The 25303-nt window shown below is 69.6% G+C and carries 23 protein-coding genes; 3 read left to right on the forward strand and 20 right to left on the reverse strand.

Translation table 11 applies throughout. The features are described from left to right. Nucleotides 1-22: 22 nt before the first annotated feature. The 11 genes from JJJ14_RS10485 to JJJ14_RS10535 form a co-directional block, all read right to left on the reverse strand. A complete protein-coding gene (locus JJJ14_RS10485; protein WP_003780583.1) occupies nt 23-1927 on the reverse strand; it encodes a heavy metal translocating P-type ATPase in 1905 nt (634 codons plus the stop codon). Next, nucleotides 1924-2292, reverse strand: coding sequence for a Cd(II)/Pb(II)-sensing metalloregulatory transcriptional regulator CmtR (gene cmtR, locus JJJ14_RS10490; protein WP_003780589.1), 369 nt, complete (start codon nt 2290-2292; stop codon nt 1924-1926). The genes JJJ14_RS10485 and cmtR overlap by 4 nt, the downstream gene beginning before the upstream one ends. An 88-nt stretch (nt 2293-2380) precedes the next feature. Further along, nucleotides 2381-2836: a hypothetical protein gene (locus JJJ14_RS10495; protein WP_076078060.1), complete on the reverse strand. Its 456-nt coding sequence runs from the start codon at nt 2834-2836 to the stop codon at nt 2381-2383. Nucleotides 2837-2873: 37 nt separating this feature from the next. Continuing rightward, nucleotides 2874-4160: a relaxase/mobilization nuclease domain-containing protein gene (locus JJJ14_RS10500; RefSeq protein WP_201444082.1), complete on the reverse strand. Its 1287-nt coding sequence runs from the start codon at nt 4158-4160 to the stop codon at nt 2874-2876. After that, nucleotides 4157-4747: a hypothetical protein gene (locus JJJ14_RS10505; protein WP_201444083.1), complete on the reverse strand. Its 591-nt coding sequence runs from the start codon at nt 4745-4747 to the stop codon at nt 4157-4159. Before JJJ14_RS10505 ends, JJJ14_RS10500 begins: the two co-directional genes overlap by 4 nt. Then, nucleotides 4744-6156, reverse strand: a complete 1413-nt coding sequence (locus tag JJJ14_RS10510; RefSeq protein ID WP_225792350.1) for a Rep family protein — start codon at nt 6154-6156, stop codon at nt 4744-4746. Before JJJ14_RS10510 ends, JJJ14_RS10505 begins: the two co-directional genes overlap by 4 nt. A gap of 65 nt (nt 6157-6221) precedes the next feature. After that, nucleotides 6222-6437 (reverse strand): hypothetical protein, encoded by a 216-nt coding sequence (locus JJJ14_RS10515; protein ID WP_060957359.1) that lies wholly within the window; start codon nt 6435-6437, stop codon nt 6222-6224. Next, entirely contained in the window at nt 6437-6649 is a 213-nt protein-coding gene (locus JJJ14_RS10520) for a hypothetical protein (RefSeq protein ID WP_003780572.1), read from the reverse strand. The genes JJJ14_RS10515 and JJJ14_RS10520 overlap by 1 nt, the downstream gene beginning before the upstream one ends. 181 nt (nt 6650-6830) lie before the next feature. Continuing rightward, a complete protein-coding gene (locus JJJ14_RS10525) occupies nt 6831-7280 on the reverse strand; it encodes a hypothetical protein (RefSeq protein ID WP_236592813.1) in 450 nt (149 codons plus the stop codon). A gap of 47 nt (nt 7281-7327) precedes the next feature. After that, nucleotides 7328-8395: an LLM class flavin-dependent oxidoreductase gene (locus JJJ14_RS10530; RefSeq protein WP_201444085.1), complete on the reverse strand. Its 1068-nt coding sequence runs from the start codon at nt 8393-8395 to the stop codon at nt 7328-7330. Between the two features lie 83 nt (nt 8396-8478). Continuing rightward, nucleotides 8479-8973, reverse strand: coding sequence for a methyltransferase family protein (locus JJJ14_RS10535; RefSeq protein ID WP_201444086.1), 495 nt, complete (start codon nt 8971-8973; stop codon nt 8479-8481). A 253-nt stretch (nt 8974-9226) separates the two neighbouring features. Here JJJ14_RS10535 and JJJ14_RS10540 point away from each other — a divergent pair, with 253 nt between their 5' ends. Beyond that, on the forward strand, nt 9227-11431 hold the full coding sequence (locus tag JJJ14_RS10540) for a hypothetical protein (RefSeq protein WP_201444087.1): 2205 nt from the start codon (nt 9227-9229) through the stop codon (nt 11429-11431). A gap of 28 nt (nt 11432-11459) precedes the next feature. Here JJJ14_RS10540 and JJJ14_RS10545 read toward each other — a convergent pair whose 3' ends face one another. The 5 genes from JJJ14_RS10545 to JJJ14_RS12715 all read right to left on the reverse strand — a co-directional run bounded on the left by JJJ14_RS10545 (nt 11460) and on the right by JJJ14_RS12715 (nt 16668). After that, complete coding sequence (locus JJJ14_RS10545; RefSeq protein ID WP_201444089.1) at nt 11460-13181, reverse strand: MDR family MFS transporter; 1722 nt, start codon at nt 13179-13181, stop codon at nt 11460-11462. A gap of 59 nt (nt 13182-13240) precedes the next feature. Next, nucleotides 13241-13936, reverse strand: coding sequence for a TetR/AcrR family transcriptional regulator (locus tag JJJ14_RS10550; RefSeq protein ID WP_201444090.1), 696 nt, complete (start codon nt 13934-13936; stop codon nt 13241-13243). A gap of 380 nt (nt 13937-14316) precedes the next feature. Then, a complete protein-coding gene (locus JJJ14_RS10555) occupies nt 14317-14766 on the reverse strand; it encodes an RpiB/LacA/LacB family sugar-phosphate isomerase (protein ID WP_201444091.1) in 450 nt (149 codons plus the stop codon). Between the two features lie 104 nt (nt 14767-14870). Further along, the gene (locus tag JJJ14_RS10560) at nt 14871-16304 is read right to left on the reverse strand and encodes a dihydrolipoyl dehydrogenase family protein (RefSeq protein ID WP_233431576.1); all 1434 of its coding nucleotides are present in this window, start codon (nt 16302-16304) and stop codon (nt 14871-14873) included. Between the two features lie 241 nt (nt 16305-16545). After that, complete coding sequence (locus tag JJJ14_RS12715) at nt 16546-16668, reverse strand: hypothetical protein (RefSeq protein WP_267892468.1); 123 nt, start codon at nt 16666-16668, stop codon at nt 16546-16548. A 185-nt stretch (nt 16669-16853) separates the two neighbouring features. Here JJJ14_RS12715 and JJJ14_RS10565 point away from each other — a divergent pair, with 185 nt between their 5' ends. Beyond that, nucleotides 16854-17801 carry an alpha/beta fold hydrolase gene (locus JJJ14_RS10565; RefSeq protein ID WP_101558774.1) on the forward strand — a complete coding sequence of 316 codons (948 nt, stop codon included), beginning with the start codon at nt 16854-16856 and terminating at the stop codon, nt 17799-17801. Nucleotides 17802-17977: 176 nt separating this feature from the next. Then, complete coding sequence (locus JJJ14_RS10570; RefSeq protein ID WP_201444092.1) at nt 17978-19048, forward strand: alpha/beta hydrolase; 1071 nt, start codon at nt 17978-17980, stop codon at nt 19046-19048. 24 nt (nt 19049-19072) lie between these two features. On the opposite strand, the gene JJJ14_RS10575 is transcribed toward JJJ14_RS10570, so the two are convergent. The 4 genes from JJJ14_RS10575 to JJJ14_RS10590 form a co-directional block, all read right to left on the reverse strand. Continuing rightward, a complete protein-coding gene (locus tag JJJ14_RS10575) occupies nt 19073-19720 on the reverse strand; it encodes a response regulator (RefSeq protein WP_201444093.1) in 648 nt (215 codons plus the stop codon). Continuing rightward, nucleotides 19717-20979: a sensor histidine kinase gene (locus tag JJJ14_RS10580; protein WP_236592814.1), complete on the reverse strand. Its 1263-nt coding sequence runs from the start codon at nt 20977-20979 to the stop codon at nt 19717-19719. The genes JJJ14_RS10575 and JJJ14_RS10580 overlap by 4 nt, the downstream gene beginning before the upstream one ends. Before the next feature lie 43 nt (nt 20980-21022). Then, nucleotides 21023-22987, reverse strand: a complete 1965-nt coding sequence (locus tag JJJ14_RS10585; RefSeq protein WP_201444096.1) for a serine hydrolase domain-containing protein — start codon at nt 22985-22987, stop codon at nt 21023-21025. A 173-nt stretch (nt 22988-23160) separates the two neighbouring features. Next, nucleotides 23161-25080: a hypothetical protein gene (locus JJJ14_RS10590; protein WP_101558779.1), complete on the reverse strand. Its 1920-nt coding sequence runs from the start codon at nt 25078-25080 to the stop codon at nt 23161-23163. Between the last annotated feature and the right edge of the window lie 223 nt (nt 25081-25303).

Here is a 25303-nt window from a genome sequence, read left to right on the forward strand (position 1 = left end):
GTTATGGCGTTGGATGGAACACCTATTGCTTGCGGGCACGCGCAGCCCGCAGTCCGTTGGCGATGACGACGACTTCGGCGACCTCGTGCACGAGGACGACCGCTGCCAGGCCGAGCACGCCGGTGATCGCCAGCGGCAGCAGCACAGTGATGATCGCCAAGGACAGCACGATGTTCTGGTTGATGATCCTGCCGCCGCGGCGGGCGTGGCGCAGAGCCTGCGGGATGAGGCCGAGGTCGTGGCCGGTGAAGGCGACGTCGGCGGACTCGATCGCGGCGTCGGAGCCGGTCGCGCCCATCGCGATGCCCACGGTCGCCCCGGCCAGGGCGGGCGCGTCGTTGATGCCGTCGCCGATCATCGCGGTCGGCGACGTCTCCGAGAACCCGGCGACGATGCGAGCCTTGTCCTCGGGACGCAGCTCGGCGTGCACGTCGCCGATCCCGGCCAGCTTCGCCAGCGCAGCAGCGGTGCGGGAGTTGTCGCCGGTGAGCATGCTCACCTCGACGCCCTGGTCGCGCAGGGTCCGCACGACCTCGGGGACCTCGGGGCGCAGCTCGTCGCGGACGCCGATCGCCCCGGCCAGGAAGCCGTCGACGGTGACGAGCACGCAGGTCTGCCCCTCGGCCTCCAGGTCCTCGACCCGGGCCTTGAGCGGACCGGCGTCGATCCAGCGCGGACTGCCCACCGCCACCCTGCGGCCGTCGACCAGGCCACCGATGCCGTGCCCGGCCTCCTCGGCCACGTCCTGCGCGGCGGGGGTTCCCCGGCCCGCGGCGGCGATGGCGGCGGCGAGTGGGTGCGTCGAGTGCTGCTCCACGGCGGCAGCCCAAGCAAGCACCTGCGCATCGTCGAACCCATGGGCGGCGACGATGGCGGTTACCTCGGGCCGGTTGCGGGTCAGAGTGCCGGTCTTGTCCACGGCCAGGTGCCGGATGCCGCCGAGGCGCTCGAAGGCGGCCCCGCTCTTGATGACGACGCCGAACTTGGTCGCCGCGCCGATCGCGGAGACCACGGTGACGGGCACCGCGATCGCCAGCGCGCAGGGGCTGGCCGCGACGAGGACGACCAGGGCGCGGGTGATCCAGGTCTCCGGGTCGCCGAGCAGGGACCCGAGCACGCCGACGAGGACGGCGAGGACCATCACGCCGGGCACCAGCGGGCGGGCGATCCGGTCAGCGATCCGGGCTCGGTCGCCCTTCTCGGCCTGGGCCTGCTCTACCAGCTCCACGATCGTGGTCAGCGAGTTGTCGGTGCCCGCGGCGGTCGCCTCGACCTCCAGCACGCCGGCGCTGTTGATCGCGCCCGCCGACACCGCTTCTCCGGGCGCGACCTCGACCGGGATCGATTCACCGGTGATCGCCGAAGTGTCCAGGCTCGACCGGCCCGAGCGGACCAGCCCATCGGTCGCGACCCGCTCGCCAGGGCGGACCAGCAGCACGTCGCCGACGGCGATCTCCCTGGCCGGGACCGAGGCGGAGGTCCCGTCGCGCAGCACGGTCGCGGTCTCCGGCACGAGCTTCAGCAGCGCGCGCAGCCCGCCGCGGGCGCGGTCCATCGCCTTGTCCTCCAGGGCCTCGGCGATCGAGTAGAGGAACGCCAGCGCGGCCGCCTCCTCGACGTAGCCGAGGATCACCGCGCCCACGGCGCTGATCGTCATCAGCAGCGCGATCCCGAGCTTGCGCTTCACAACGAGATTCCGGATCGCACCGGGCACGAACGTGTACGCGCCCAGCAGCAGGCCCGCCCAGAACGCGACCAGCGCCGCGATGTGCAGCCCCGACCACTCCAGCGCCAGGCCGGTGCCGAACGCGACGCCGGAGAGGATCGGCACGACCAGGCCGGGATCACGCCACCACGGGCGCTCTGCCTCCTCTGCCTCGTCCGCGGGGCTGGTCGTCGGCTCGTCGCAGCCGCAGGCGGCGCTCACGAGGCGTCCCCCGAACTGCTCGCGGCGCAGCAGCCCGGCACCGAGCAGGCCGGGTCGATGCACGGCGCGCTCTCGTCCACGGCGAGGGTCACATCGACCAGTGCCGTCAGCGCCGCGGCCAGGTGCGGGTCGGCGATCTCGTAGCGAGTCTGGCGGCCCTCGGGCTCGGCGACCACGATCCCGCAGTCGCGCAGGCAGGTCAGGTGGTTGGACACGTTCGAGCGGGTCAGCCCCAGCTCGCGCGAGAGCACCGCGGGGTGGCTCGGGCTGTCGAGCAGGGACATCAGGATGCGGGAGCGCGTCGGGTCGGCCATGGCCCGGCCGAGCCGGTTCATGACGTCAAGACGCGAAGCAATGGTCAGCATGCACTGAACTATACAGCAGCCGCTGACCTAATGTCCAGTTGTCGCGGCTGCCGCACGCGCTGCGCGCGCTTGCCCTCGTGAGGCGTGATCACCTCTTGCGCCAGCGGGGCCACTTCGGCATCCCGCGGCCCTTCCAGGTCTCCACGAGACCCGCAACCCAGCTGACGGACGCGAAGAGCCCGTAGCCGGCCCCGGCGAGGCCAGCGCCGACCACGAGCCACCGGCCGATGCCGAGCCACACGCTCCCGTCCACGTCCAGCGCCCACTGAACACCCGTGATGAGCCCGGTGATGCCCATCCAGAGACCGGCGACGACCACGGCCACCGGCAGGAGAACGAGGCACATCGCGGCGGCGGCGGACCAGAGCTGTCGCGCCTCCAGCTTCGCCGTCGCGGCGATGATCCGCTCCGCCCGCGCGTTCGAGGCGTCGAGGCTCGCGGTCATCGTGGCCGAAGCCTCCCCGGCGACCTGCTCGACAGCCTTCTCGACCCGTTCCTCGGTGCGCTTCTCGATCCGCTGGACCGCGCCGCCGACCTGGCTCACGAGCTTCTGGTTCGCTGTGACCTGCGCCTTCAGACCCTCAATCGCCGAGGCCGTAGCCGCGCGATTCTTCTGCGCCTCCGCGACCAAGCTCCGCGAAGCGGCGTTCAAGCTCTCGCCGTTGAGACTCTGCGCGAACTCGCCGAGCGTGCTCGCGATCTCGTTCTGCCTGCTCTCGATACTCGCGATCCTCGCGGACACGTCGCTGGAGGGCGAGGAGGTCGACGCCGGGGCCGTGATCCGCTCCAGCCGCCTCGTCGTCTCCTCGTCCATGACCTTCACGAACCCCGCGAGCTTCTTCTGCTGTTCGGTCAGCGTGGCGATCCTCGTGTTCTGCGCCTCGACGGCGGCGAGGATCGAGGTCAACAGCTCCATCGTCTCCGGACTGCCGAGCTGCTGCTGCGACTGCTCGGGCTCGTTCTGCTGCTTCAGCCTGTCGAGCGCTGCGCTCATGTTCCTTCTCCTTCTGCTGCTGGTGGTAGTCGAAGAACGCCTGCGCGCCCTCCGGGGTGAAGTCCGCCGAGAGGGCGCTCGCGCGCTTGCGGCGCTCGGCGCGGCCGGACTCGCCGCGGCGATCCTCGATGTAGAGCGTCCAGGTCTCTTGCCCGGCGCGCTTGCCCTTCTTGCTGACGGGGCTGTGCAACCGCATCCGCGGCACCCGCTCCCCGTCATCGCCGAGCCGCTGGTTCTGCTCCTCGATCACCGAGACCAGACCGGCCTTGTCCACCGCCCGGGGATCGGCCAGCGCCGCGCTCATCCGGTCGCCCATCTCGCGGTCGAGCGATCCCTCGGCGAAGTCCTCGCGGCGCAGCTCCCAGTCCTTCGGTGCGTGCTCCAGCCGCTTCACGACCGAGAGCCCGTGTTCTCGCATCAGCTGGTCGTTCGCCGACTGGACGCCCCGCTGATTCCCGGCCTTGCGGTCGTGGAACGTGCGATAGTCCGAGAGCGCCTTCCCCGTCCGGTTGTTGTGGTTGATGACCAAGATGTGGTTGTGCGGCTTCTTGCCCCGCCCATCCACATGACTGACTACGAGGCAGTCGGAATCCGGGTGCATCTTCTTCGCGAGCTGATAACCGAGATCGTTCACCCGCTGCACGTCCTCCGGACTCTTCGGGTCGAACTCCTCGTCGCTGAACGACTGGCGGTAATGCACCGCCTCGACCTCGCGCGTCGTGTTCCGCGTGAGCGACCGAGCGCGCGCCGAGAACGCGCCGGGGCCTCCCGGCACATCGCACGTGATCGCGATGCCCCGCTCGTCCTCCTTGCCACGGATATAGCGCTCCGTGTCGGCGGCGCTGGCGCTCAGGCTGTAGTGCGTGGTGCTCATGAGGCCGCCCGATCCCCGAGCAGGGCGCGGACCTCGCGCAGCAACTCGATCAGCTCGGGCACCTCCGCCGACAGCGCCACTGACTCACCAGCCCGCGCCCGGCGGTCGAGGTCGTTGACGTTGATCGCCAGCGGGCGAATCTGCGCGGCCAGCTCGCGAGCATCCGCCGACGCCTGCACCCGCGCCTCGACCCCGAGCAGGTGCGCGGCCACGGCGGCGTCCAACTCCTCGCTCCGAGAGGCGTGGAGGGCATCCCGGACGACGGTCCGCACCCACGTGCTCGGAGCCAGCCCGAGCCGCTTCGCACGAGTGCGAAGCGCCGCGAGCGTCTCCTCTCCGAAGTCGGTATCGAGCTTCGCGCGGCCCCCACGACGACGCTTCGCGCCGCCGTGACTCTGACGCACAGCCTCCGCATCAGCCCGACCGGTGTTCACCTGGGAGTCGGTCTGCTGCTCCACCTGTACGCCAGAGTGGCAAGCAGTAGCCGTGTCGGACATTTCGCTGGCGCTCATGTCCTCCCCGGCTGCTTGCGAGGGGCCTCCGGCCCCCACGACCCCCTGGAAGAGCGCATCGCATTCGGTGCTCATGCGGCACCTCCGATCAGCGCCAGCGGCACGTCAGGGCTCCGCACCGCGAGCCCGCCCAGCAGCTCAGCAACCGCGCCCTCAGCGTCATGTTCCGCCGAGGTCTCCGGACCGTAGGTCAGTTCCCGCGACCCGACGTTCTGGTGATACGCGTTGCCGTACATGCCGGGCGTGTGTGCGGCGGTCGGGATGCTGCACTGGTGCCACTCGTAGGGCTCGATCTTCCCAATGTGCTGCACGAGGTAACGATTGATGTCGTCGGCACGATAGACCTTCACGACCGAGGCCAAGCGGCGGATGAACTGGTCCAACGCCTCGTCCACGTTGCCCTTCTGGCGGGCGTAGTAGAAGAACTCGACAGGCTCGATCGTCGCCGTGATGACGATAAGGCGCGGGGCCACCTCGCCCTTGTTCTTGTACCGAGCCTTCGCAGGCGAGGCGTTGTATGGATCAAGCAGCAGCAGCCAGTCGTTCGCATCCATCGCCGAGGCCCGCAGATCGTCCAGCAGCAGCACCTCCTCGCCTCGCCAGTCATCAAGCGGGTTCCCCGTCGCGGCCCGGTAGACCTGCCACCGCTCGCCGTGCGCGTTCGCCGCGTTGATCGCCTCGGTGATGAAGTCCGTGGCGAACCGGGTCTTGCCGATCCCGGCATCCCCATGGACGAACACCACGTGCGTCGAGAACTCACCGGCGCGGAGCTTCGCCGCCGCCCGGTATGCGCGGCGCTGGCCGTAGGCCGACAGCGCGTCGTCGATCTCCCGCTGATGCCGCGAGTAGATGTCGAACAGCTCGTCCGTGAGCATGATCTGATCCCGCGTGAACTCGCCCTGGAGCACGCGCTCGCGCATGTCCTCGAAGTTCTCGGCGACGACCTTCTTCTTCACGTGCGCGCGCCCCTTGAGCCAGGTCTCCCGACGCTGGGCGTCGATCCCGAGGTAGTCAGGCCCACGCACCGTAGCGACCTCCGAAGGCGCGTATTGGTGCTTGTCCGCGTACTTCACGTGCGTCAGATACGACAGCATGTTGTCGTAGGCGTACCGCCCGCGGCCCGGCTTCTCGACGTACTGGGGCTCGACGCCGATGCCGAACGCGAGCCGATCCAGCGGTGCGCTCTTCGCACGGCTGGCGAACTTGATGACCGCGTGCAGGTGATCGGGCTTCGGCTCGATCACCAGAGCCTTCTCCGTGTCGCTCCAGACCTCGCGCTCGTCCTTGTCATGCACGATGCCGTAGGCCTCGACGACCTCGCAGCCGGTGGCCTCGAGCCGCTGCACCACGTAGGCGAGGATCGCTTCGGCTCCCTGCTGGAGCAGCGCGGCCCCGTTCGGGTCCTCGGCAGCCCAGGTCCAGTACGACGGATCGAGGTACTGCGTGAGCCCGATGCTCGTCGGGTTGTTCTCCTGCTTAGCCACGGCGACCACCCCCGCCGCGGACAGCGCGGAGGGCCTCAGAGAGAGTGCGGCGCCTAAATGACCCCCTATTGACCCCCAAATGAGACCCAAAATGATCCCACGAGGCCACGCGACGGAGCGCGGGCGTCGGCGACGGCGACGGCGATCTCGACGGACTCCTCCAGCACGGAGCGGAGCACGCCGAGGTCGTAGAGACGTGCCTCGGACTCGGCGAGGGAGGGGTCGCCCTGTCGCCAGCGGAAGCCGTTCACGTGGTCGAAGGCGGCGGAGTTGGCGCTCATCAGTGACCACCGCCCATCACGGCGGCGACCGCGGCGCGCTGTCGCGGGGTCAGGGGCGTGCGAGCCAGGCGTTCACCGGCCAGACGACCAGCAGCACGAGCGGCGGCGATGACGGGATCGAGGCCGTCTGCCTGCGGAGAAGGAGTGGAGCCCTGATCGAGGCCAGGGCGGTCGAGCGCGGATGCGCGGGGAACGTCGATAACGACAGACATCGGAAGTCCTCAGACATGAGTATCTTCCGGTTCCCCGCCACGGTAATTGGGCTGTTTGACCGGCTACTCATCCGGGAGCAGAACCCCGCGCTTCTAAGTCGCGGCCCCGGTGGGATCTTCTTGTCTGCAACCATTCTCCCACGAGTCGACTCACCATTGCAATGACGAGTCGACTCATGAGTCAGTCGCGACGCGGCTCTATCCGAATCAGGTCGGGGTCGAATTTCACGTGACCGGGCCTGATGGGCTCGATGGTCACCGTCACCAGCTCGTCCACGAGCATCCGGCGGCGGTCCACGTCCAACACCTTCCACTTCGCCTCGACCACCTCGCGGCGCTCCGCGGTGCCGACCGCCTCCTCGACGTCCGCGAGCAGCTTCGCCGCCGCCGACACCGAACGGTCGAGCAGCTCCGCGTCGATCTCGTCGATGCGGGCCTTCACGTCGTTGATCGCTGCCGTTATCTCCAGGACCGGCTGATGGATGTCGCGCAGCAGCGGGCTCAGCTCCTTCACCCGATCGACCAGGGCGTTCCGCTCCGTCAGCAGCTCCTCGCGATCCGGCCCATCGTCCTCCTGTGGCATCACGAGGTCGTGCACGACCACCGGGGCCTGATCGCCTGCGCCCTCCATGACGGAACCGTATCGCGGCCGGACCGGACGTGACCGCTGTCGGACGCCTACGCCTCCAGGGAGTAGCCCGTCACCGGTCCGGCGGTGTTGGGCTGCCACCCCAGTGCCGGGGCGACATGCTCTGCGAAGGCCTGCAGGATGTGGAGGTTGAAGTCGACGCCGAGCTGGCTGGGAATGGTGAGCATGAGGGTGTCGGCGGCATGGAGCGCCTCGTCCCGGGCGAGCTGCTCGATGAGGACGTCGGGCTCGGCGGCGTAGGTGCGCCCGAAGGTCGACTGCAGGCCGTCGATGACGCCGATCTGGTCGTGGGAGTCCTCGCCGCGCAGCGCGAAGAACTTCCGGTCGACCTCGGAGACGATCGGGAAGATGGAGCGCGAGACGCTCACGCGCGGGGTCCAGTTGTGGCCGGCCTCCTTCCACGTCTCGCGGTAGCGGCGGATCTGCTCGGCCTGAAGGTGGGAGAAGCCCTCGCCAGTGGCCTCGGTCAGGAGGGTCGAGCTCATGAGGTTCAGGCCCTGGCGGGCGGTCCACTCGGCGGTCTCCCGCGAGCCGGCGCCCCACCACAGGCGGCGGTCCACGCCGGGGGCGTGCGGCTCGATGCGCAGGCGGGAGCTGGCGCCGGGTGCCATGCCACCGCTGGTGTCGAGGTCCGCCTGCGGGACGCCCCGGACGGCGTCGAGGAACTGGGCGGTGTGGGCGTGGGCGACGTCGGCTCCGCGCGGGTCGGCACCGCCGGTGTAGCCGAAGGTCTCCCAGCCGCGGCGGGCCTGCTCCGGCGAGCCGCGGGAGATGCCGATGGCGATGCGCTGGTCGGTGAGCAGGTCGAGAGCGGCGACCTCCTCAGCCAGGTAGAGCGGGTTCTCATAGCGCATGTCGATGACGCCGGTGCCGACCTCGATGCGCCGGGTACGGGCACCGGCCGCGGAGAGCAGCGGGATGGGGGCGGCGGCCTGGCGGGCGTAGTGGTGGACGCGCCAGTAGGCGCCGTTGACACCGATCTCATCAGCGCCGACGGCGATCTCGACGGCCTCCTTGAGCGCCTGGCCGGCGTCGGGGTCGCCAGGGCCGCGACCGTGTCCATAGTGTCCGAAGCTGAGAAACCCGAATGCTTTCATGCAACCTTCAACTATGTGCGCCGTCGGATCATTCCGGCCGACCGCGCGATTCGGGTCACCCCACCCTCAGGCGTCACACGTCCTCAGCGCCGGCAGCGGGCTCGGCAGCACCCTCGAGCGCACGGCACACCCAGCCAGCGGGGAACGGCCTCCTTGTAGTCGAGGTAGTCCTGCCCGAACCTCTCCTCCAGGGCCTTCTCCTCGGCCGGGATCTGGTGGCGGTCGATGAGCCAGACGAAGCCGGCCAGCGGGATCAGCGCGGACGGGCTCCTGCGCGCGATCGCGTGCGAGAGCAGCAGGCCCGTCAGGCCCAGGTACATGGGATTGCGCGTCAGCCGGTTGGGGCCGTCCACAACGAGGTGCTGAGCCCGCTCGACCCTCACTGGGTCGACCGTGGTGCGGTGGCGAAGAAAGTTACCCGCGCTTCCGGCGAGCAGGCACAGCGAGCCTCCGACGACGGCGGTGGCCGCCACCACCGACGCGGGCGTCACTGTCCGACCACGAGTCATGGCGCTCTGCGCCGCGCCCGCCATCGCCAGCAGCACTGCCGGGGGCGGTCGTCTGAAGATCTGATTCATCACCGGACCATCCTCTCACCTGTCGAACCCCGGCGGCGCACCCGGCTCGGCCTGCGCGAGCACTCAAGACCACCGGAGCAGCTCGACCAGCATCCTCACAGTGATTTATCGATCAACTTCACGGTTGGTTTCGCCGCCCGTCATCTCATCCCCGTAGAACAATGGCCGGGCGGTTCCATCCGCTCCGACGGGCTCAGCCCGCCGGACGGCGGCACGCACAGTCCCCTTCCTCCGACACAAGGCGAGAACAGCGATGAAGCAGTCAGCCAGGACAACCATCCTCACCCTGTGGGGCGCGTTCGCCACCGCCCTTGCCCTGTCTTTATCCATCACCGCCCCCGCCGTCGCCCTCGACCCAGGAGGCAGGGAGGAGGCCCTGCCCGCCACACCGCCACCCGACCCCAGCGTGCCGAGCATCGGAACCACCGTCCTGAGTGACGGCACCCCCGTCGGCATCGTCGTGGCCGGCGGCAACGGCGGCCTGCTGCACGTCGTGGACCTCAATACCCGCACACTGAGGTCGCGCGAGCGGCTCGTCCCGGAGAACACCGACGTGCAGCCCTGGGAGTTCGCCAGGCTGTCAAACCGGCACGTCCTGCTCGCCAGCGGCGGCGGACAGCTCTTCGAGATCGATCCGGACGCCCCCGAGGGACAGAAAGCCACGAATCTGAGCGATCCGTCCCGGCCCGGCTACGAACAGGTCGCCGCCTACAGCACGTTCCTCTGGGACGTCGTCGTCGACGAGCACGACCGGGTCTATGTGGCAGCGCAGAGCAATCACGGCGGCCACATTCTCCGATACGACCCCGCCGCCAACCAGGGACGGGGCCAGTGGACCGACTTGCTGCCGGGCGGCGTTCAGGCAGGCGAAAGCGACGTGCGCAGCCTCGCTTACGACAACGGGTTCCTCTACGCCGGGACGGGCACGAAGAACCCCTCCATCGTCCGAATCAACACCTCCACCAACGCCACCACCAGGCTGGCGGTGCCCGGTCACGTCACCGCCGGCCTCTCCCACGTCGAGCGGCTGCAGGTCAAGGCCGGCAACCTGTACGTCGGCACGAGCGTCCCGGGCGGCGTCCGGCCGACCTGCGGGGGAACCTGCGTCCTGGACCCGACCACCGGGGCGCAGAAGATGAAGGACGGCAAGCCGCTTGAGGTGGACACCTGGTCCAGCCAGGTCGTCACTCGCCCCGGCGAGGCCGAGAAGGTCTACTACACCGTCCAGAGCCACAACACACCGACGCTCCAGGAGTACGACCCCCGGACCAACACCTCACGGACGCTGGCCCAAGGACTGGCCCCCTCGGCCCGGCCGAGTCAGTCGAGCTGGGCGACGCACGAGCACTTCATCTCAGCGGGCAAGGACGACGCCAGCATCGCCATTGTCCACGCCTCCGACGGCAGCGCGGCGAGCCTTCCCAAGGACGCCGACGGACGCAACGCGATCCAGGGATCACCCCGCGACATCCAGGCCCTGACGGCAGTCCCCGGCGGAGACCTCTACGCCTCCTGGTACATGACCGCTCCGATGCTCCTTCGCGCCATCCCCAACACGCAGGTGGACAAGACGCAGTACAGCCTGCCCCAGGCCCCGTTGGGTCAGGTCGAGGGCTTCGGGCACAGCAGCAAGTGGTTCGTCACGGGCATCTACCCCAGTGGTGAGCTGGTCAGGTACGAGATGGGGGCCTCCGGGCCGACGCTGGAGAATCACCGGTCGGTGAGGATCACGTCTGATGCCCGCCAGGCGCGGCCGTACGCCATCGTGCCGATCAATGACGACGAGTTCGCCGTCGGAACCTCTCCCAAGAACAAGGCCGGCTCCGGGGCGCTGTCCATCTACGACGCCGCGCACAACAAGATCGACACCTACCCGCTGGACACGATCAGCTATGCGGATCCGTCGCTGCGGGGCTTGTTGAGCGACCGCCGGCCGCTGTCGATCGTCCACCACCAGGACAAGCTGTACGTGGGGACCAGTGCCAGCGGCAACGGCATGAACCCCGAGCAGACGGAGGCGAGCGCGCCCAGGCTCTTCGAGTTCGACCTGAAGACGCGGAAGGTGACCCGGGTGATGACGCCGTTCAAGGACCAGCGTTCCATCACGGCCCTGACCTTGGGCAGCGACGGCACCGTGTACGGGACTACCGGCATGCACGTCTTCGCCATGATCCCGGCCGACTTCACGATCGGACGCAGCCGGGCGCTGACCAGGCAGGGCTACGCCGACGCCAACCGCAGTCAGCTGATAGAGCGCGACGGCGTGCTCTACGGGATCTTGGCGGGGCGCCTGCGGGCCCTGAGCACGTCCTTGCAGGATGAGGGCACCGTCATCGCCGACTTCGCCACCACGCCTCAAGGAAAGGTCTACGTCAACTCCCTGGCCCTCGGCGCCGACGGCAGTCTCTACTACGCGCGGGGAAGCAGGATCTACCGCTACCGGTTCCCGGCGGGCTGAGGCGGGCGCCCGGCCACCGGGCCGCCCATCACTCTGCGTCAGCCGCCGTCACCGGCTCCGTCGATTCCCGCTCCGTCTGCTGCGGCGCCGAGTCCGGCTCCTGCGGCGACGTCGGCCCACTGAGCTCATCCTCGGCCGCGGCCTCAGCCTCGGCGACCTGCTCCATGGCGGTCTTCTGGGACAGGGGCACTTCGGGCAGGAAGCCGGCGATGACGGAGGTCGCCACGAACAGCGGGATCATCCAGCCGAAGATCGGCAGGAGGGCGTCGGCGTAGGAGCCGGCCACGGCGTCGTGCAGGGCGGTGGGCAGCTGGTTGACCAGGGCGGGAGTGAGCGAGGAGGTGTCGGCGTCCTTGAACCGGGCCAGCTCCCCCAGGACGGCCGGGTCCGCGCTGCGGGCCAGCGCCCCGATCCGATCCGTGAGGTTGGAGGTCAGGCCGGAGGAGAAGGCCGCACCGATGAGCGAGGCGCCCAGGGAGACGCCGACCTCGCGGAAGAAGTTGTTGCCGCTGGTGGCCGTGCCCAGGTGCTTGGCCGGCAGGGCGTTCTGCACCACGGTGACCAGGAGCTGGAAGAACAGCCCGATGCCCGCCCCCATGAGGAAGGTGGCCGCGGAGATCTGCCAGACGGGCGACGTCGTCGACAGGCGGGAGAGCCAGAAGGCGGCGCCGGCGGCGACCAGGGGTCCCGCCACCGGGTAGATCTTGTAGCGGTCGGTGCGCGAGACGAGCACGCCGGAGAGGATCGAGGAGATGAGCATCCCGATGGTGATGGGCACCAGGAGCAGGCCGGAGGTGGTGGCCGAGTATCCGTAGACCATCTGGAGGTAGGTGGGCAGGTAGCTCAGCACACCGATCATGCCGCCCATCGCGAGCATGCCGACGAGCGTGGAGACGATGAAGGTGCGGCTGGTGAGGATCGTCCAGGGCAGGATGGGGTCGGTGGCGCGCGTCTCGACGAAGCCGAACAGCCCCCAGCACACCAGGCCGACGACGCCCAGGCCGATGATGACCGGGCTGGTCCACGCGTACTGGTTGCCGCCCCAGGTGGCCATGAGGACGATGGCGATGGCGCCGGCGTTCATGAGTCCGAGCCCCCACCAGTCGATGGGACTGGTCAGACGGCTGCTGGGCAGGCGCAGCACCAGGAAGATGGCGATGAAGGCCAGGACGCCCAGCGGCAGGTTGATCCAGAAGGTCCAGCGCCAGGAGACCGAGTCGGTGAGCCAGCCGCCGATGATGGGTCCCAGGATGGACGCGATGCCGAACATGGCTCCCATGGGGGCCATGTAGGTGCCGCGCACCCGTGGCGGGATGAGGTCGCCGGTGATCGCCTGGGAGGAGATCATGAGGCCGCCGCCACCCAGCCCCTGAATGAAGCGGTAGATGATGAGCTGGGTCATGGAGTCGGCAGTGCCGCACAGGGCCGAGCCGATCAGGAACAGGGCGATGGCCACCAGGAAGAGGTTCTTGCGTCCCACGAGGTCGCCGAGCTTGCCGTAGACCGGCATGGCCACAGTGATGGCCAGGGTGTAGGCGGTCAGGATCCAGGCCATGTGGGCGGCGCCGCCGAGATCGCCCACGATGGTGGGCAGGGCCGTGCCGACGATCGTCTGGTCCATGGCGGACAGGAACATGACGATCAGGAGCGAGGCGTAGACCGCCCAGAAGCGGCGGTCGGGGTGGAACTCCGCCCCCGGTTCGTGGAGGGCGGTACCGGCGGAGGCCGGCGTCGAAGTGCGTTGAGTCATGAGTGTGGCCTTATCGATTGAGGGCTAAGGATGGAAAAGGATGGAAACAGTTGGTTCAGTCAGTTGCGAGAAGAACGGGGTGGGGAGACGACCTCGGAGATCGCCTCGACCATGGTGCGCACGGCATCGACCAAGGGGGCCTGGGAGCACCGACCTGAGATCTCGACGGTCGAGGGGCCCTCGGAGGCCCCGGCGGGCTCAGCGCGCGCTGCGGCTTCGCGGCGCTCCTCCCAGGGGTGGGAGCGGCCGCACCACAGGTCCAGGGAACTGCGCTGGATGGCCATGGCCAGGGCGACGACGGCGCGGGTGCGCGGGTCGTCGGGCTCGGCTCCCAGACGGCGGCCGGCGGCCTCCGCCAAGGACTGGGCGACGATGCGCAGCCGCTCGTGGACGGCACGCTCCACCTCGGGGTTGTCCCGCACGATCTCCGGGAAGGACAGGAGCCAGCCGCGCTCGGACTCGACGGACTCGGCGCCGGAGGCGAGCAGAGCACCGAGGTCCTCCAGGAGGCTTCCGGAGCCATTGACGAAGGCCTCGACAACCGCGGGCACCGGAGGCTCCAGGCCCACGACGAGGAGGTCGGCCTTGGAGGCGAAGTGGTTGAAGACAGTGCGCCGGGAGACTCCGGCGAGGGCGGCGACGTCATCCACCGTCATCGCGGCGTAGCCGCGCTCCCGGGTCAGGGTGAGCGCGGCGGCGCGGATGGCGGCGCGGGTGCGTTGCGCCTGGGTGGCGCGCAGGTCGGTTCCGGTCACGCCACCATCTTGCACTCAGTGCAGTTTTGCACTCAATGCAGAGGTGCGCGAGGTTCCTCACGCGGGTCATGCACCGGACATCGCGGCCCCACGCACAGCGCGACCGGTCACGACGTGCTGGGCGGTGTCCAAATCGGATACAAAGGCTCACCCCCAGCTCGGACACGCAGAAAGAAACCGCGCGATTCCGCGGTTCAGTCAGCGGCTATGTCGGGCCTCGGACTCCTTTGTATCCGATTTGGACACGGATGCTCTTGTGGCACCCGGGCAATCCTCAGGCACCCTCGTAGACAGCGACCTCGATGAGTTTCCGATCAGGGTCGCGCACGTAGAGGCTGCGGATAGCGCCACGGGCGCCTGTCCGCTCGATGGAGCCGCCGTCAGGAGTTGAGGCGCGCCTCGTAGGCGGCGATCTCGCCGACCTTGGGGCCGTAGCTGCTGGTGGGGTCGTGACGCAGGTCGAGCCAGATGTCGACGAGCGCCCAGGCGGCTGGGGCCGCGATGACGTTCTGTCCCATGCACAGGATCTGGGCGTCGTAGTTCTCCACCGAGCCGCGCACGGTGAGCAGGTCGTGCGCGGTCGCCGCGCGCACCCCGGGCACCTTGTTGGCGGCGATGGCCGTTCCCACTCCGGTGCCGCAGATGAGAAGACCACGGTCGACCCGCCCCTCGGCGACTGCCCGGGCGACCTGGAAGGAGACCTCCGGGTAGGTGATGTCCGGCGTGGACAGGTCGACGACGTCGCTCACGCGCCCGTCCCCAGCCAGTCGTTCCTCAAGAGCATCCTTCAGAAGGGCTCCATTGCCCGGGGCACCGATGGCGATTCGCATGCGCCCAGTCTCTCAGGTCTCTCCGCCCAAGGCGAGCCTGCTCCAGGCTGATATCACTGAAGACCTCTCATCCGTTTCCCAAGGACGGCGCGTGACGCCGCATATCACCTCTTCGGGTGGAGCAACTCGCTCGGGAGGGACTCGATGAGTCGCAGCCAGATCTCACTGGCGGTGGGGTAGGCGGGCACGGCGTGACGCAGCCGATGGACGGAGACGCCCGCAGTGATGGCAATGGTGGCGGCGTGGATGAGCTCACCCGCACCGGGGCCGACGAAGGTGGCTCCCAGCACGACCCCCGTGTGCCGGTCGACGACGAGCTTGGCCTCACCGTGGGCATCGTCGCGCAGGAGGGCAGCTCCAGCAGCCGAGGTGTAACCGACCTGGGCGGTGACGACGTCGTGGCCGAGGGCCCGGGCCTTCTGCTCGGTCAGGCCGCTGGAGGCGAGCTGGGGATCGGTGAAGACGACTTGTGGGACCGGGATGCTCTCGGGCACTGGTTCGGGCTCGCAGCCAGCCGCAAGGGCGGCGATCCTCTCCCCTACGACGCGCGCCCGGTACTTGCCTATGTGGGTCAACTGGGCCTCGCCACTGGCGTCACCGACGGCGTAGAGCCAGTCGGGCAGGCGACCGTCCAGGACGTCGTCGGGCTCCAGGCCGACGGTCTCCAGCCCTATGCCGGTCAGGAGCGGGCGACGGCCGGTGGCGACCAGAATCTCATCGGCCTCGATGGTTCGACCGGCGCAGGTGACCGTGACAGGGCCGCCATGGATACGACCGAGCCCGGTGTCACTGGCCTGGGACCGCTCGGCGGCAGTCACCTGAGCATTCGTCATGACGGTGACACCGCGGGCAGCGAGAGACTCCTCGATGAGCCGGGAGGCGAAGGACTCCGCGGCCGACAGGAGACGGGGGCCACGCACCAGCATGGTGACGTCACTGCCCAGGGCGGACATCCATGTGGCGGCCTCACAGGCGACGACCCCGCCGCCGACGACGACGAGACGCTGCGGGATCTCCTGCACGCCGGTGGCGTCACGCGAGTCCCAGGCCTCGAGGCCTTGGAACGCAGCGGGCACGACGGGCTGCGCGCCAGTGGCGAGAACGACGGCGCGGCGGGCGTGGAGGACCCGCTCTCCCTCAGCGGTTCTCACGGCGACGCGCCGTTCGCCGTCGAGGCGTGCCCATCCGCGAACGACGTCGAGACCGGCACCCTCGGCCCAACGCACCTGACCAGCGTCGTCATAGCGGGAAACCCACTCGTCACGACGCTCGAGCAGATCGAGCGCGGACAGCTCGGCAGGGCGCAAGCCGCCGAGGTTGGCGGACGCCGCCGCGACCTCGATAGGCACGAGGAACGCCTTGCTGGGCATGCAGGCGTAGTAGGAGCACTCGCCACCCAGGAGCTCGCCCTCAACGAGGACCGCGGTCAGGTCGGTGCCCTCGATGGCGTACTGGGCGACGTTCTCCCCCGCCGGCCCGCCACCGATCACGACGACATCGTAGGTGCTGGTCTGCTCAGGCACTGTTTCCTTGCTCATGCCACCGATACTGCCACGCATCTTGGCCGGCCGGCCGACCTGCGCGGCATGTCGAACCTCAGGCCACTCGCAGAGGAGTGATGACATCGATCTGCATCGAAAGACGGTCCTCCGCCACGTCAAGGTCATATTGGGTCTGCAGGTTCAGTCAGAACTGCGCGGATACCCCGAAGTACGTGCCGAGCCGCAGCGCCGTATCCGCGGTCACCGCAGGCTCGGTGGGCGAGCTCCCATCCCTGGCTCAGGAGGTCAGAAGGTCGTAGGCGGTGACGGCGCAGACGCCCAGGAGCAGGAGACCGAAGGCGGTCGTCAGGGTCGATGCCGAGGCGCGTTTCGTCAGCGGCCCACCGAGGAGCCCTCCCACCTCTCCCCCGGCACCCCGCCTCACTTCGACAAAAACTTCAGAAACGACGCGGCTCCGGGTCGTTTCTGAAGTTTTGGTTGGTGAGTGAGAGTTCGGTCGTGACGCCCTCCCAGCGGGCGGTGCCATCATGGGGGCGTGAACGCAACGAGTGCACACACGCCGCCGGAGGCCTGAGGGGGTCTGCCATGAGACGCGCACTGCTCGCCGCGGGACTCCTCGGCGCCGGGATCGTCATCTACGGCGCGGCTCAGGCCCTCGCTCTCAGCCGAGCCCGCACCGCAGCCCGCGCGCGACTACTCGCCCATCCGGTGCGAAGGATGGCCCTCAGTCACGGCGAGGTCGCCTACGTCGACTGTGGACCGCAGCCCTCGGGAGGAGGCCCCGGCTCCGGCTGCGAGACGATCCTGTCGGTTCACGGGCTGTACGGCGGATACGACCAGGCGCTTGACAGCGTCGGGAGCCTGGTCGAGCACTGCCGGGTCATCGCGCCGTCGCGCTTCGGCTACCCCGGCAGCGCCGTGCGAGGCGACGGCTCGCCGGCCGCCCAGGCCGCCGTCTTCGCCGCGTTGCTCGACCGCCTGGGGATCGAACGAGTCTTCGTCCTGGGAGCGTCGGCCGGCGGCACCCCTGCCATCCGCTTCGCCCTGGACCACCCCGAGCGCGTCACAGGGCTCATTCTCCTGAGCTCGGCCGCGCCCTGGCCGTCCCGGCCCGCGACACCGCCCGGTCGCATGGGGCCGCCGGCGATCATGAACCACGACTGGATCCTGTGGCTGCTCTCGCCATTCTTCAGTCCCGTCCTGGGCATGGATCCCCGGACCATCCACGGCATGCTCCCTCTGTCCGAACGCAGGACAGGGGCGGACATCGACGCCTCGATCACCAACCGGGACATGGCGGTGCACTTCGAGGACTATCCGATCGAGGAGCTCAAGCCACCCGTCCTGCTCCTGCACGCCCGGGACGACCGAATAGCGCCCTTCGCTCCCCCGGCGGGGCACGTGCAGTCCTCCATGCACCGCTACCCGGACCTGACGACGTCGCTCTTCCCCACCGGCGGTCACCTCATCGCCGGCCACGGCCGCCAGCTCGAGGAGGCGATCCTCCGCTTCATCGGCCAGCACGCCGGCTGACACCGGTCGCCTCGGTGGCAACGGGACTTCACGTCGCCCGCCCCTCTCGCCGCCCGCGCCTCACTTCGACCGAAACTTCAAAAAAGACGCGGCTCCGGGTCGTTTCTGAAGTTTCGGTCGGTGGGTGAGAATTCCGTCTTGGCGCCCCTTCCAGCGAGCGGTGCCATCATGGGGTCGTGAACGCAACGACCGAGCACGCGCCGGTGGACGCCTGGGGGCCGGATTTCCTGGGCCCGGGCTTCGAGGCCCGCACCCTGGAGCTGCTGCCCGACGACGAGGACGACGGCGCCGTCGCCACCCTGGTGCGCCACCTGCCGGCCCTCGACCCCGGCGCCCTGCCGGGCACCCCCACCACCCCCACCTTCATCTACCTCTACCTGCACGGCTGGAACGACTACTTCTTCCAGACCCACCTGGCCCGCGAGATCTCCCGCCTGGGCGGGGCCTTCTACGCCCTGGACCTGCGCCGCTACGGCCGCTCCTGGCGCGAGGGCCAGATGCTGGGCTGGTGCACCTCGCTGGCCGAGTATGACGAGGACCTGGGGCGGGCCCTGTCGGCCATCCGCGCCGATCAGGGTTGGGAGACCGAGCTCGTCCTGTCGGGTCACTCCACGGGCGGGCTCGTCGCCTCTCTGTGGGCGGACCGCCACCCGGGGGCCCTGCGCGCCCTGATCCTGAACTCCGCCTGGCTCTCGCTCCAGGGCTCCGAGCTCGTGCGCACCGTCGGCGACCCGGTTCTGCGCACCCTGGCGCTGCGCGACCCGCGCATGTCGATCCTCGACGGCTGGGTCGACCCGGCGCGCGTCTTCTCCATCACCGACGGCTGGCTCCCCGAGCGTGACGGCGAGCTGCCCGATCCCGCCTGGGCCGACGACCCTTACGTGACCGGTTGGGACATCAACCCGGCCTGGTCGATCAAGCCTTCCGCGCCCGTGCGCGTGGGCTGGCTCCAGGCCGTCATGGAGGGCCACAACCGCGTCGCCCAGGGCCTGGACATCCGCTGCCCGGTGCTGTCCATGGGCGCGGCCTCCACCCGCCTCGGGGTGACCTGGACTCCGGAGTCACGCAGCGCGGACACGATCATCGACGCCGACGCCACCGCCCGCCGCGCCGTCATGCTCGGCAAGCTGGTGACCATCGCGCGCTTTCCCGGCGGCGTCCACGACCTCACCCTGTCCGAGCCGCCCGTGCGCGAGCAGGTCTTCTCCGCCATGCGCCGCTGGATGGCCGCCTACGTGCTGCGCTGATCCGGTCCGACGACGGCCGGCCCCTCAGACCAGCCCGTTGCGGAAGGCCCACACGACGGCCTGGACCCGGTCGCGGGCGCCGATCTTGGGCAGGATCCGCGTCAGGTGCGACTTGACCGTGCTGGTCTCGACGACGAGCTCGGCGGCGATCTCCGCGTTCGACATGCCGCCGGCCAAGAGCTGGACGACCTCGCGCTCCCGCTCGGTGAGCACACCGAGCGCCTCTCGGTTCTCGACCCGGCCCTGGCGGCGGGCGAACTCGGCGATCACCCGCCGGGTGACGCTCTGGTCCACCAGGCCGTAGCCGGAGGCCAGGCGGCGCACGGCATCGACCAGCTCCTCGGGCTCGCAGTCCTTGAGGATGAAGCCGTCCGCCCCGGCCTCCAGCGCGCCGAAGACGTCGGCGTCCATGTCGAAGGTGGTGACGACCAGGACCGCCGGGACGCCGCCCTCCCGCTCGGAGACGATCTGCCGCGTGGCCGTCAGGCCGTCCCCCTCGGACATGCGCAGGTCCATGCACACGACGTCGGGCCGGGTCGCGCGCACCACGCGCACCGCCTCCCTGCCGCCGGAGGCCTCTCCCACCACCGTGATGTCCTCGTTCTCCTCCAGCAGGATGCGGAAGCCGGCGCGGATCACCGCCTGGTCGTCCACGAGTACCACCCCGATCACGCGTCCTCCTCCTGAGCCCCCTGAGCCAACGGCAGGACCAACCGTACCCGCCAGCCGCCGCCCTCCACCGGGCCGGCGTGGAGAGAGCCGCCGACGGCGTCGGCCCGTTCCCGCATGACCGTCAGGCCAGTGCCGCCGCCACCGGGGTCGGTCGAGGGTCGGTGTGCCGGGCCGTTGAGAACGGTCAGCTCGAGGGCGGTCTCCAGACGTCTCACCTCCACCGTGATCGGGGCTCCCGGAGCGTGCTGCAGGGCGTTGCTGATCGCCTGCTGCGCCACCCGGAAGATGGCGGTGTCGGCCCGCTGCGACAGGACCGGTATGCGAGCGGCGGTATCTCTGGAGGGCGCACCGCTGGAGGTGGTGTGGGTGGTCCCATCACCCGGCTCGTCACCCAGAAGGCCACCGTCGAGCAGCTCGACGTCAACGCCGAGCGCCCGGGTGGAGGCCACCAGCTCGGGCAGGTCGCGCAGTCCGGGCGAGGACTCCTCGGCCTCTTCGTCACTGCGCAGCAGGCCCACCACGGAGCGGAGCCCGGAAAGGGTCTCCTTGGCCTGCCGGCGCAGCTGCTGAGCCGCGTCCCTGGCCGTCTGCGGGTCGCGGTCGATCAGTCGCTCGAGCGCGGCCGCCTGCACGACGATCCCGGCCAGGTGATGGGCGGCGACGTCGTGCAGCTCGCCGGCCAGGCGGCGGCGCTCCTGGATGAGGGCCACCTCCAGCTGCCGGCCGTGCTCGCGCCTGAGGAGCTCCTGACGGGAGTGTTCGTACCTGCGGCTGCTGGCCAGCGCCGCCCCGCCCAGCATCGGTAGCAGGCAGGCCGCCAGGTTCACCAGCACTCTTGTCATGGCCAGCTCCCACTGATTGGGCGGGTCTCGCCAGTTGTCGACCGCCGAGTAGGCCAGGGACAACGCGGTCAGGGCAGCCGCCGTTCGGCGCAGAGGAAACCGCATCCCCATACTGAAGGACACGACGAGCTGACCGTAGCCGCTGGCGACGTAGCCCGCGGGAAGCAGCAATGATGTCGCCACCTCCGCCGACCACACCAGCGCCTGACAGACCAGGGGGCGACTGCGCCACAGCACGAGGGCCAGCCCCTCGGCCGCGAGCGGAATCGCCGTCGCGGCGAACCACGGCCGAGGGCCGACCGGCACCGAGGTGCTCGCAAGGAACGCCACGGCCGGCTGAACCACGGTGAAGGTGAGAGCCAGCAGCACGTCGTTGCGCCGGATCGGGACCGAGCTGGTGGGATCGGACAGGCTCATAGCTGCATTGTCGCCGACGGGCACAGGCCTCGACGTTCCCCGGTCACAGTCCGAGCCTGGGTACCAGGGCGTTGCCGGCCCAGGCCCACCAGGCCAGTGCCACCAGTGTCGCCAGGAGAACGGTCGACATGGTGATCCTCCGCCAGCCCGTCCGGCGCCTCAGGGACATCACGAGGTCAGCTGCTGCCGGGATGACGGCCACCACGCCCAGAGCCTGAAGGACCTGGGCGCCCCGTACCACCGGGACGACCCAGGCAAGGGAGCCATAGCCCACGATAGAAGACTGAACGGCTGCGAAGACGACGAGTATCACGATCCAGGTGAACTGAGAGGCCAGCGCCACGGCGCCCCCGCCCCGAGCCACCCGGGTCAGCCACGACACCGGGGCGCCGACCTCCCGGCCCCGCGCGAGGGCCCGACGTCGTCGCAGTGCCCCGATCGGCCAGGCCACCGTCACCACCAGCAGCAGGACCAGGCAGATGCCGAACACAGGAGCGAGCATCTGCTGGACCGCTGTCATGGGGATCAGGGTCAGCGCGGGCCCCTGGCTGAGGCTGACGACCTTGCCGTCCTCAACCTGGGCGGCGAAGGCGCTGCGCCCGTCGACCTGCCGCCAGACCCAGGGCTCGACCTCGACATACTGAGTCTTACCGTCCTTGAGTCCCCCGTCGCCCGTCTGCTCGATCGTTGCCGGGAAGAGAGTCGGCACCCAGGCCGCCGCGAAGGAGGCCCACGGGACTCTGCTGGGCACGTAGGAGCCGGCCACCTGGCGGGCGCGCTCGGCGGAGTCCTTGCTGCCGGATGCCTTAACCGTCTCGCCGGGGAAGTAGCGGTCGGCGAAGCCCTGAGCCAGGTCCTCGCGCAGGTTGTTCGAGGAGTCGCTGTCGTTACCATCGCCGTTGTAGGAGATGAAGATGCCGGTGTTCTCCTCGGGGTAGAGCTCGAACTGGGAGTGCCACCCCACAATGTCGCCGCCGTGCCCCACGACTCGCCGGCCGTGACGGGAGAGGTCGAAGTAGCCCAGGCCCATCTCCCCGGCCTTGGCCCGGTTGCCGAGCCGCTCCTCCCCCAGCCCGGGCGACCACATCTGCTCCCAGGTCTCCTCACGCAACAGCTTGGGCGAGCGACTCAGCTGAGCGTTCATGAAGGCCGCGAAGTCCGGAGCCGAGACAGTCAGCGAGCCGGCCGGGAAGTCACCCATGAGCTCGAAGGGGACCTCCTCACCCGTGGAGGTGTAGCCCGGGCCCAGGGAGCCGGCCATATCCTTGGGCAGAGGCTGCTCATAGGTGGAGGAGGTCATGCCCGCCGGCTCCAGGACGTGCTCACGCACATAGGTCTCAAAAGGCTGACCACTCACCCGCTGCACGATGTAGCCGGCCAGGGCCATGCCGTAGTTGGAGTACCCCGGGGTGCTCCCCGGCTCGAAGACCTGCACCGGCGGATTGGTCTTGACGTAGGCCTCCAGGTCCGTCTCGTCCTGAGCCATCCGGATGCTCTCCTCGAAGCCCGCCGAGTGAGTCAGGAGGTTGCGCAGGGTCAGGGGCTCATCGAAGCGCCGCTCGATCTCGAAGTCGAGGTAGGCGCTGATATCGGCATCGAGATCCACCTTGCCCTGCTCCACCAGCTGCATAGCCGCGATGGAGGTCGGGATCTTGGAGATCGAGGCCACCCGGAACAAGGACGTCTGCGGATCCACAGCCACCGGCTGCCCGCCCGAAGCACCCGTATTGGACCACCCATAACCACGGGTGGTCACCACCTGACCGTCCTTGACCACGGTCACCACGGCACCGGGGATGCCTCCGTTCTTGAAGGCATCGGGCAGCTTCCCGTCCAACCAGGCGTTGACGTCCTCGGCCGTGAGCTGATGCTCGCCGGACGGAGGTTCACTCGGCGGCAAACTGGCCGACGACGACGATCCACAAGCGGTTAGCAGGGACAGCGAGGCCAACAGGGCCACCACAACCAGCGCCATGGCCCTACGCGTCACGTTGCGCGTCGCGTTCATCATCATCTCCCCGGCCCGCGTGATCGGGAAAGCCGCGAGCCGCCTCCAGCCTCGCGGCCCCAGCCGGCTCTCCTCTACGGGCGGAGGATGTCAAGGGGCTTACGACCTACGACCTAAGGGACTCGACCGCACGGACGAGCCGACCGGACAGTCAGACTCGGGGGCAGGGGGCTTCAGAGGCCGCGGTCGGCCAGGTCGTCGCGCAGGTCCCCCAGGTGGGCGCCGTGCACCCCCACGCGCCACACGCGCCAGCCATCGGCATCGGTGACGGCCTGGGCGGCGTTGGCGGCCGACGTCGGGTCGGTGAAGGAGCGCCCGTCGGACAGGGTGATGACCCCCTCCACCGACAGGATCGCCTCGTGGTAGATGCCTCGGCGCAGCCGTTGCCAGATGAGCTGGGTCGGTTTGCCCAGCGAGGCCGCCACGGCCGCGAGCTCCGCGGTCTCCTGGACCAGGAGAGACTTGGAGGGGTCCCCGCCCAGTGCCTCGGCCACTGGGTCGAGCGCGTCGGCCGAGCCGCGCAGCGGCTCCCAGGACACGAGGGGCACCGCGCCGGTGGGCGCCTCCGGGCGGGACTCGTTGGGAGCCACCGTGGACCAGGCCTGCGCGGCGGGCGCAGCCGAGGAGGCCTCCGACTGAGAGTGCGCCGCCCGCGAGCGCCGTCCCATGCGGGTGCGCGAACCGGGCTCGCTCGGGGCTTCGCCGGCCGAGGCGGCTGAGCCACTCCCCCCGGACAGGCTGCTCCCGCCGAGGATGTCCACGCCTCCGGCCAGGGCGGCGACGGCCCGCTCCTCGGCGCTGGAGTCATCGGTGGAGTCGGAGCGGCCCCCATGGCCGGCGTCGTCGGCGACGGGCTCCTCGCCCAGGTCGACGACGGCGGGAACGGTCACGGTGTCACCGCTGAGGATGTCGGCCAGGTCCTGACCGACGCTGCCGGCGGCAGGCGCCTGCGGGGCGCCGTCGGAGCTCTCCGGTCCCGGCTCGGGCCGGCTCTGCGGGGCCTCCGGCTCAACCTCGGCACTGTGCTCAGCCTCGGCACTGTGCTCAACCTCGTGCTCGGCATCGGTCGCGGGTCCATCATCGGCAGCATCGGCAGCACTGTCACTAGTGCCGTCGTCGACGGGACCGTCGGCGACGTCAGCAGCCCCCTCATCCGGTTCGGGCACGGCCTGCCCAGCAGGTTGGGCGCCGCCGGCCCCCTCGGGGTCCTCAGGCGGAGCCTCGTCCCCGCCCTGGTCGGAGAGGGCATGCACCTGGGGCTGCTCGGCGGTGACGGCCACCGGCTCGAACAGCTCGGAGAGCGCGTCGGCCGCACCTGTCGCGGCGAAGGCCCCCGCCGGGATGGCGGCGCTGGCATCATCAACGCCCCCGGCCTCGGGAGCGGTCACCGGTTCGGAGGGCATGACGATCTCGATGGGACCGGTGACCGGACTCATGTGCTCGGCCTGCTCAGTGGCGTCCATACCCCGTGAACCGTTCGAGCCGGAGGAGGCGGAGCCGGCCAGGGCCGGGCGGGGCGCACGGGCCACGAGCAGCGGCCCCCCGGCGGCCACGTCCATTCCGGAGATCTTCTCCACCACGACGACGATGCGGGACTCGTCCACGATGCGCACGTCCACCTCGTGGATCTCCAGCCCGGAGGAGGCCAGCACTCCCAGCCCTCCGACGACGTCGGGTTCCAGGGAAGCGCTGAGGATCGTCAGCCTCGGCCCGGCCTCGACCTGGGCGGGCATCGCCTCGCGGAACTCGTTCCAGTCCTGGCTGAAGGCCCCCAGCCCGCCGGCGTACCTGCTGGCGATCTCACGGCGGCCCGCGGTGGCGGCCTGGGTCAGGCGCGACATGGCGGCCAGCAGCCCCGTGGAGTCGACTCTCTCCAGGACCTCGACGACGACGACCTGCCCGGTGGCGTCCAGGGCGGTCAGGCTCGCCCCAGTCTCGAGCTCCTCCCATGACAGGGGGAAGAGCGGGCGGCGCAGGACATCGACGATCTGACGCTGGATGGCGACCAGACTATGAGACAGGGTGATGGCATCAGCGGAGCGACCCAGGCGCACGGGCAGGAGGTGGTTGCCGTCGAGCTCGTACATGGCCATGGATGGGGCCGCCTTTCCTCGTCGTCCTGCTCCGCGATGGCCCCCAGCACAGGTGGGCACGCGCGTGGACGGCTCACAGTCGAGTCCCCACGAACACAGTGCCCAGCCATCCTGTCACGACCGCCAGCACACGGCAGACTATCTCATGACGGCAACGAGGGGCGGGCCGTCACCCCATCACATCAGCCCACTCACAGGGAGAAAACCGCGAGAACACGGCCAG

This window comes from Actinomyces sp. HMT 175 (assembly GCF_016694895.1).
Lineage (GTDB): Bacteria > Actinomycetota > Actinomycetes > Actinomycetales > Actinomycetaceae > Actinomyces > Actinomyces oris.

Coding starts and splice junctions, on each gene's coding strand:
- JJJ14_RS10515 (WP_060957359.1), bottom strand. CDS start 6,437: ATGAGCGCCAACTCCGCCGCCTTCGACCACGTGAACGGCTTCCGCTGG.
- JJJ14_RS10585 (WP_201444096.1), bottom strand. CDS start 22,987: ATGAACGCGACGCGCAACGTGACGCGTAGGGCCATGGCGCTGGTTGTG.
- JJJ14_RS10555 (WP_201444091.1), bottom strand. CDS start 14,766: ATGCGAATCGCCATCGGTGCCCCGGGCAATGGAGCCCTTCTGAAGGAT.
- JJJ14_RS10520 (WP_003780572.1), bottom strand. CDS start 6,649: ATGTCTGTCGTTATCGACGTTCCCCGCGCATCCGCGCTCGACCGCCCT.
- JJJ14_RS10500 (WP_201444082.1), bottom strand. CDS start 4,160: ATGAGCACCACGCACTACAGCCTGAGCGCCAGCGCCGCCGACACGGAG.
- JJJ14_RS10540 (WP_201444087.1), top strand. CDS start 9,227: ATGAAGCAGTCAGCCAGGACAACCATCCTCACCCTGTGGGGCGCGTTC.
- JJJ14_RS10590 (WP_101558779.1), bottom strand. CDS start 25,080: ATGGCCATGTACGAGCTCGACGGCAACCACCTCCTGCCCGTGCGCCTG.
- JJJ14_RS10530 (WP_201444085.1), bottom strand. CDS start 8,395: ATGAAAGCATTCGGGTTTCTCAGCTTCGGACACTATGGACACGGTCGC.
- JJJ14_RS10580 (WP_236592814.1), bottom strand. CDS start 20,979: ATGAGCCTGTCCGATCCCACCAGCTCGGTCCCGATCCGGCGCAACGAC.
- JJJ14_RS10565 (WP_101558774.1), top strand. CDS start 16,854: ATGAGACGCGCACTGCTCGCCGCGGGACTCCTCGGCGCCGGGATCGTC.
- JJJ14_RS10505 (WP_201444083.1), bottom strand. CDS start 4,747: ATGAGCACCGAATGCGATGCGCTCTTCCAGGGGGTCGTGGGGGCCGGA.
- JJJ14_RS10535 (WP_201444086.1), bottom strand. CDS start 8,973: ATGAATCAGATCTTCAGACGACCGCCCCCGGCAGTGCTGCTGGCGATG.
- JJJ14_RS10560 (WP_233431576.1), bottom strand. CDS start 16,304: ATGAGCAAGGAAACAGTGCCTGAGCAGACCAGCACCTACGATGTCGTC.
- JJJ14_RS10525 (WP_236592813.1), bottom strand. CDS start 7,280: ATGGAGGGCGCAGGCGATCAGGCCCCGGTGGTCGTGCACGACCTCGTG.
- JJJ14_RS10545 (WP_201444089.1), bottom strand. CDS start 13,181: ATGACTCAACGCACTTCGACGCCGGCCTCCGCCGGTACCGCCCTCCAC.
- cmtR (WP_003780589.1), bottom strand. CDS start 2,292: ATGCTGACCATTGCTTCGCGTCTTGACGTCATGAACCGGCTCGGCCGG.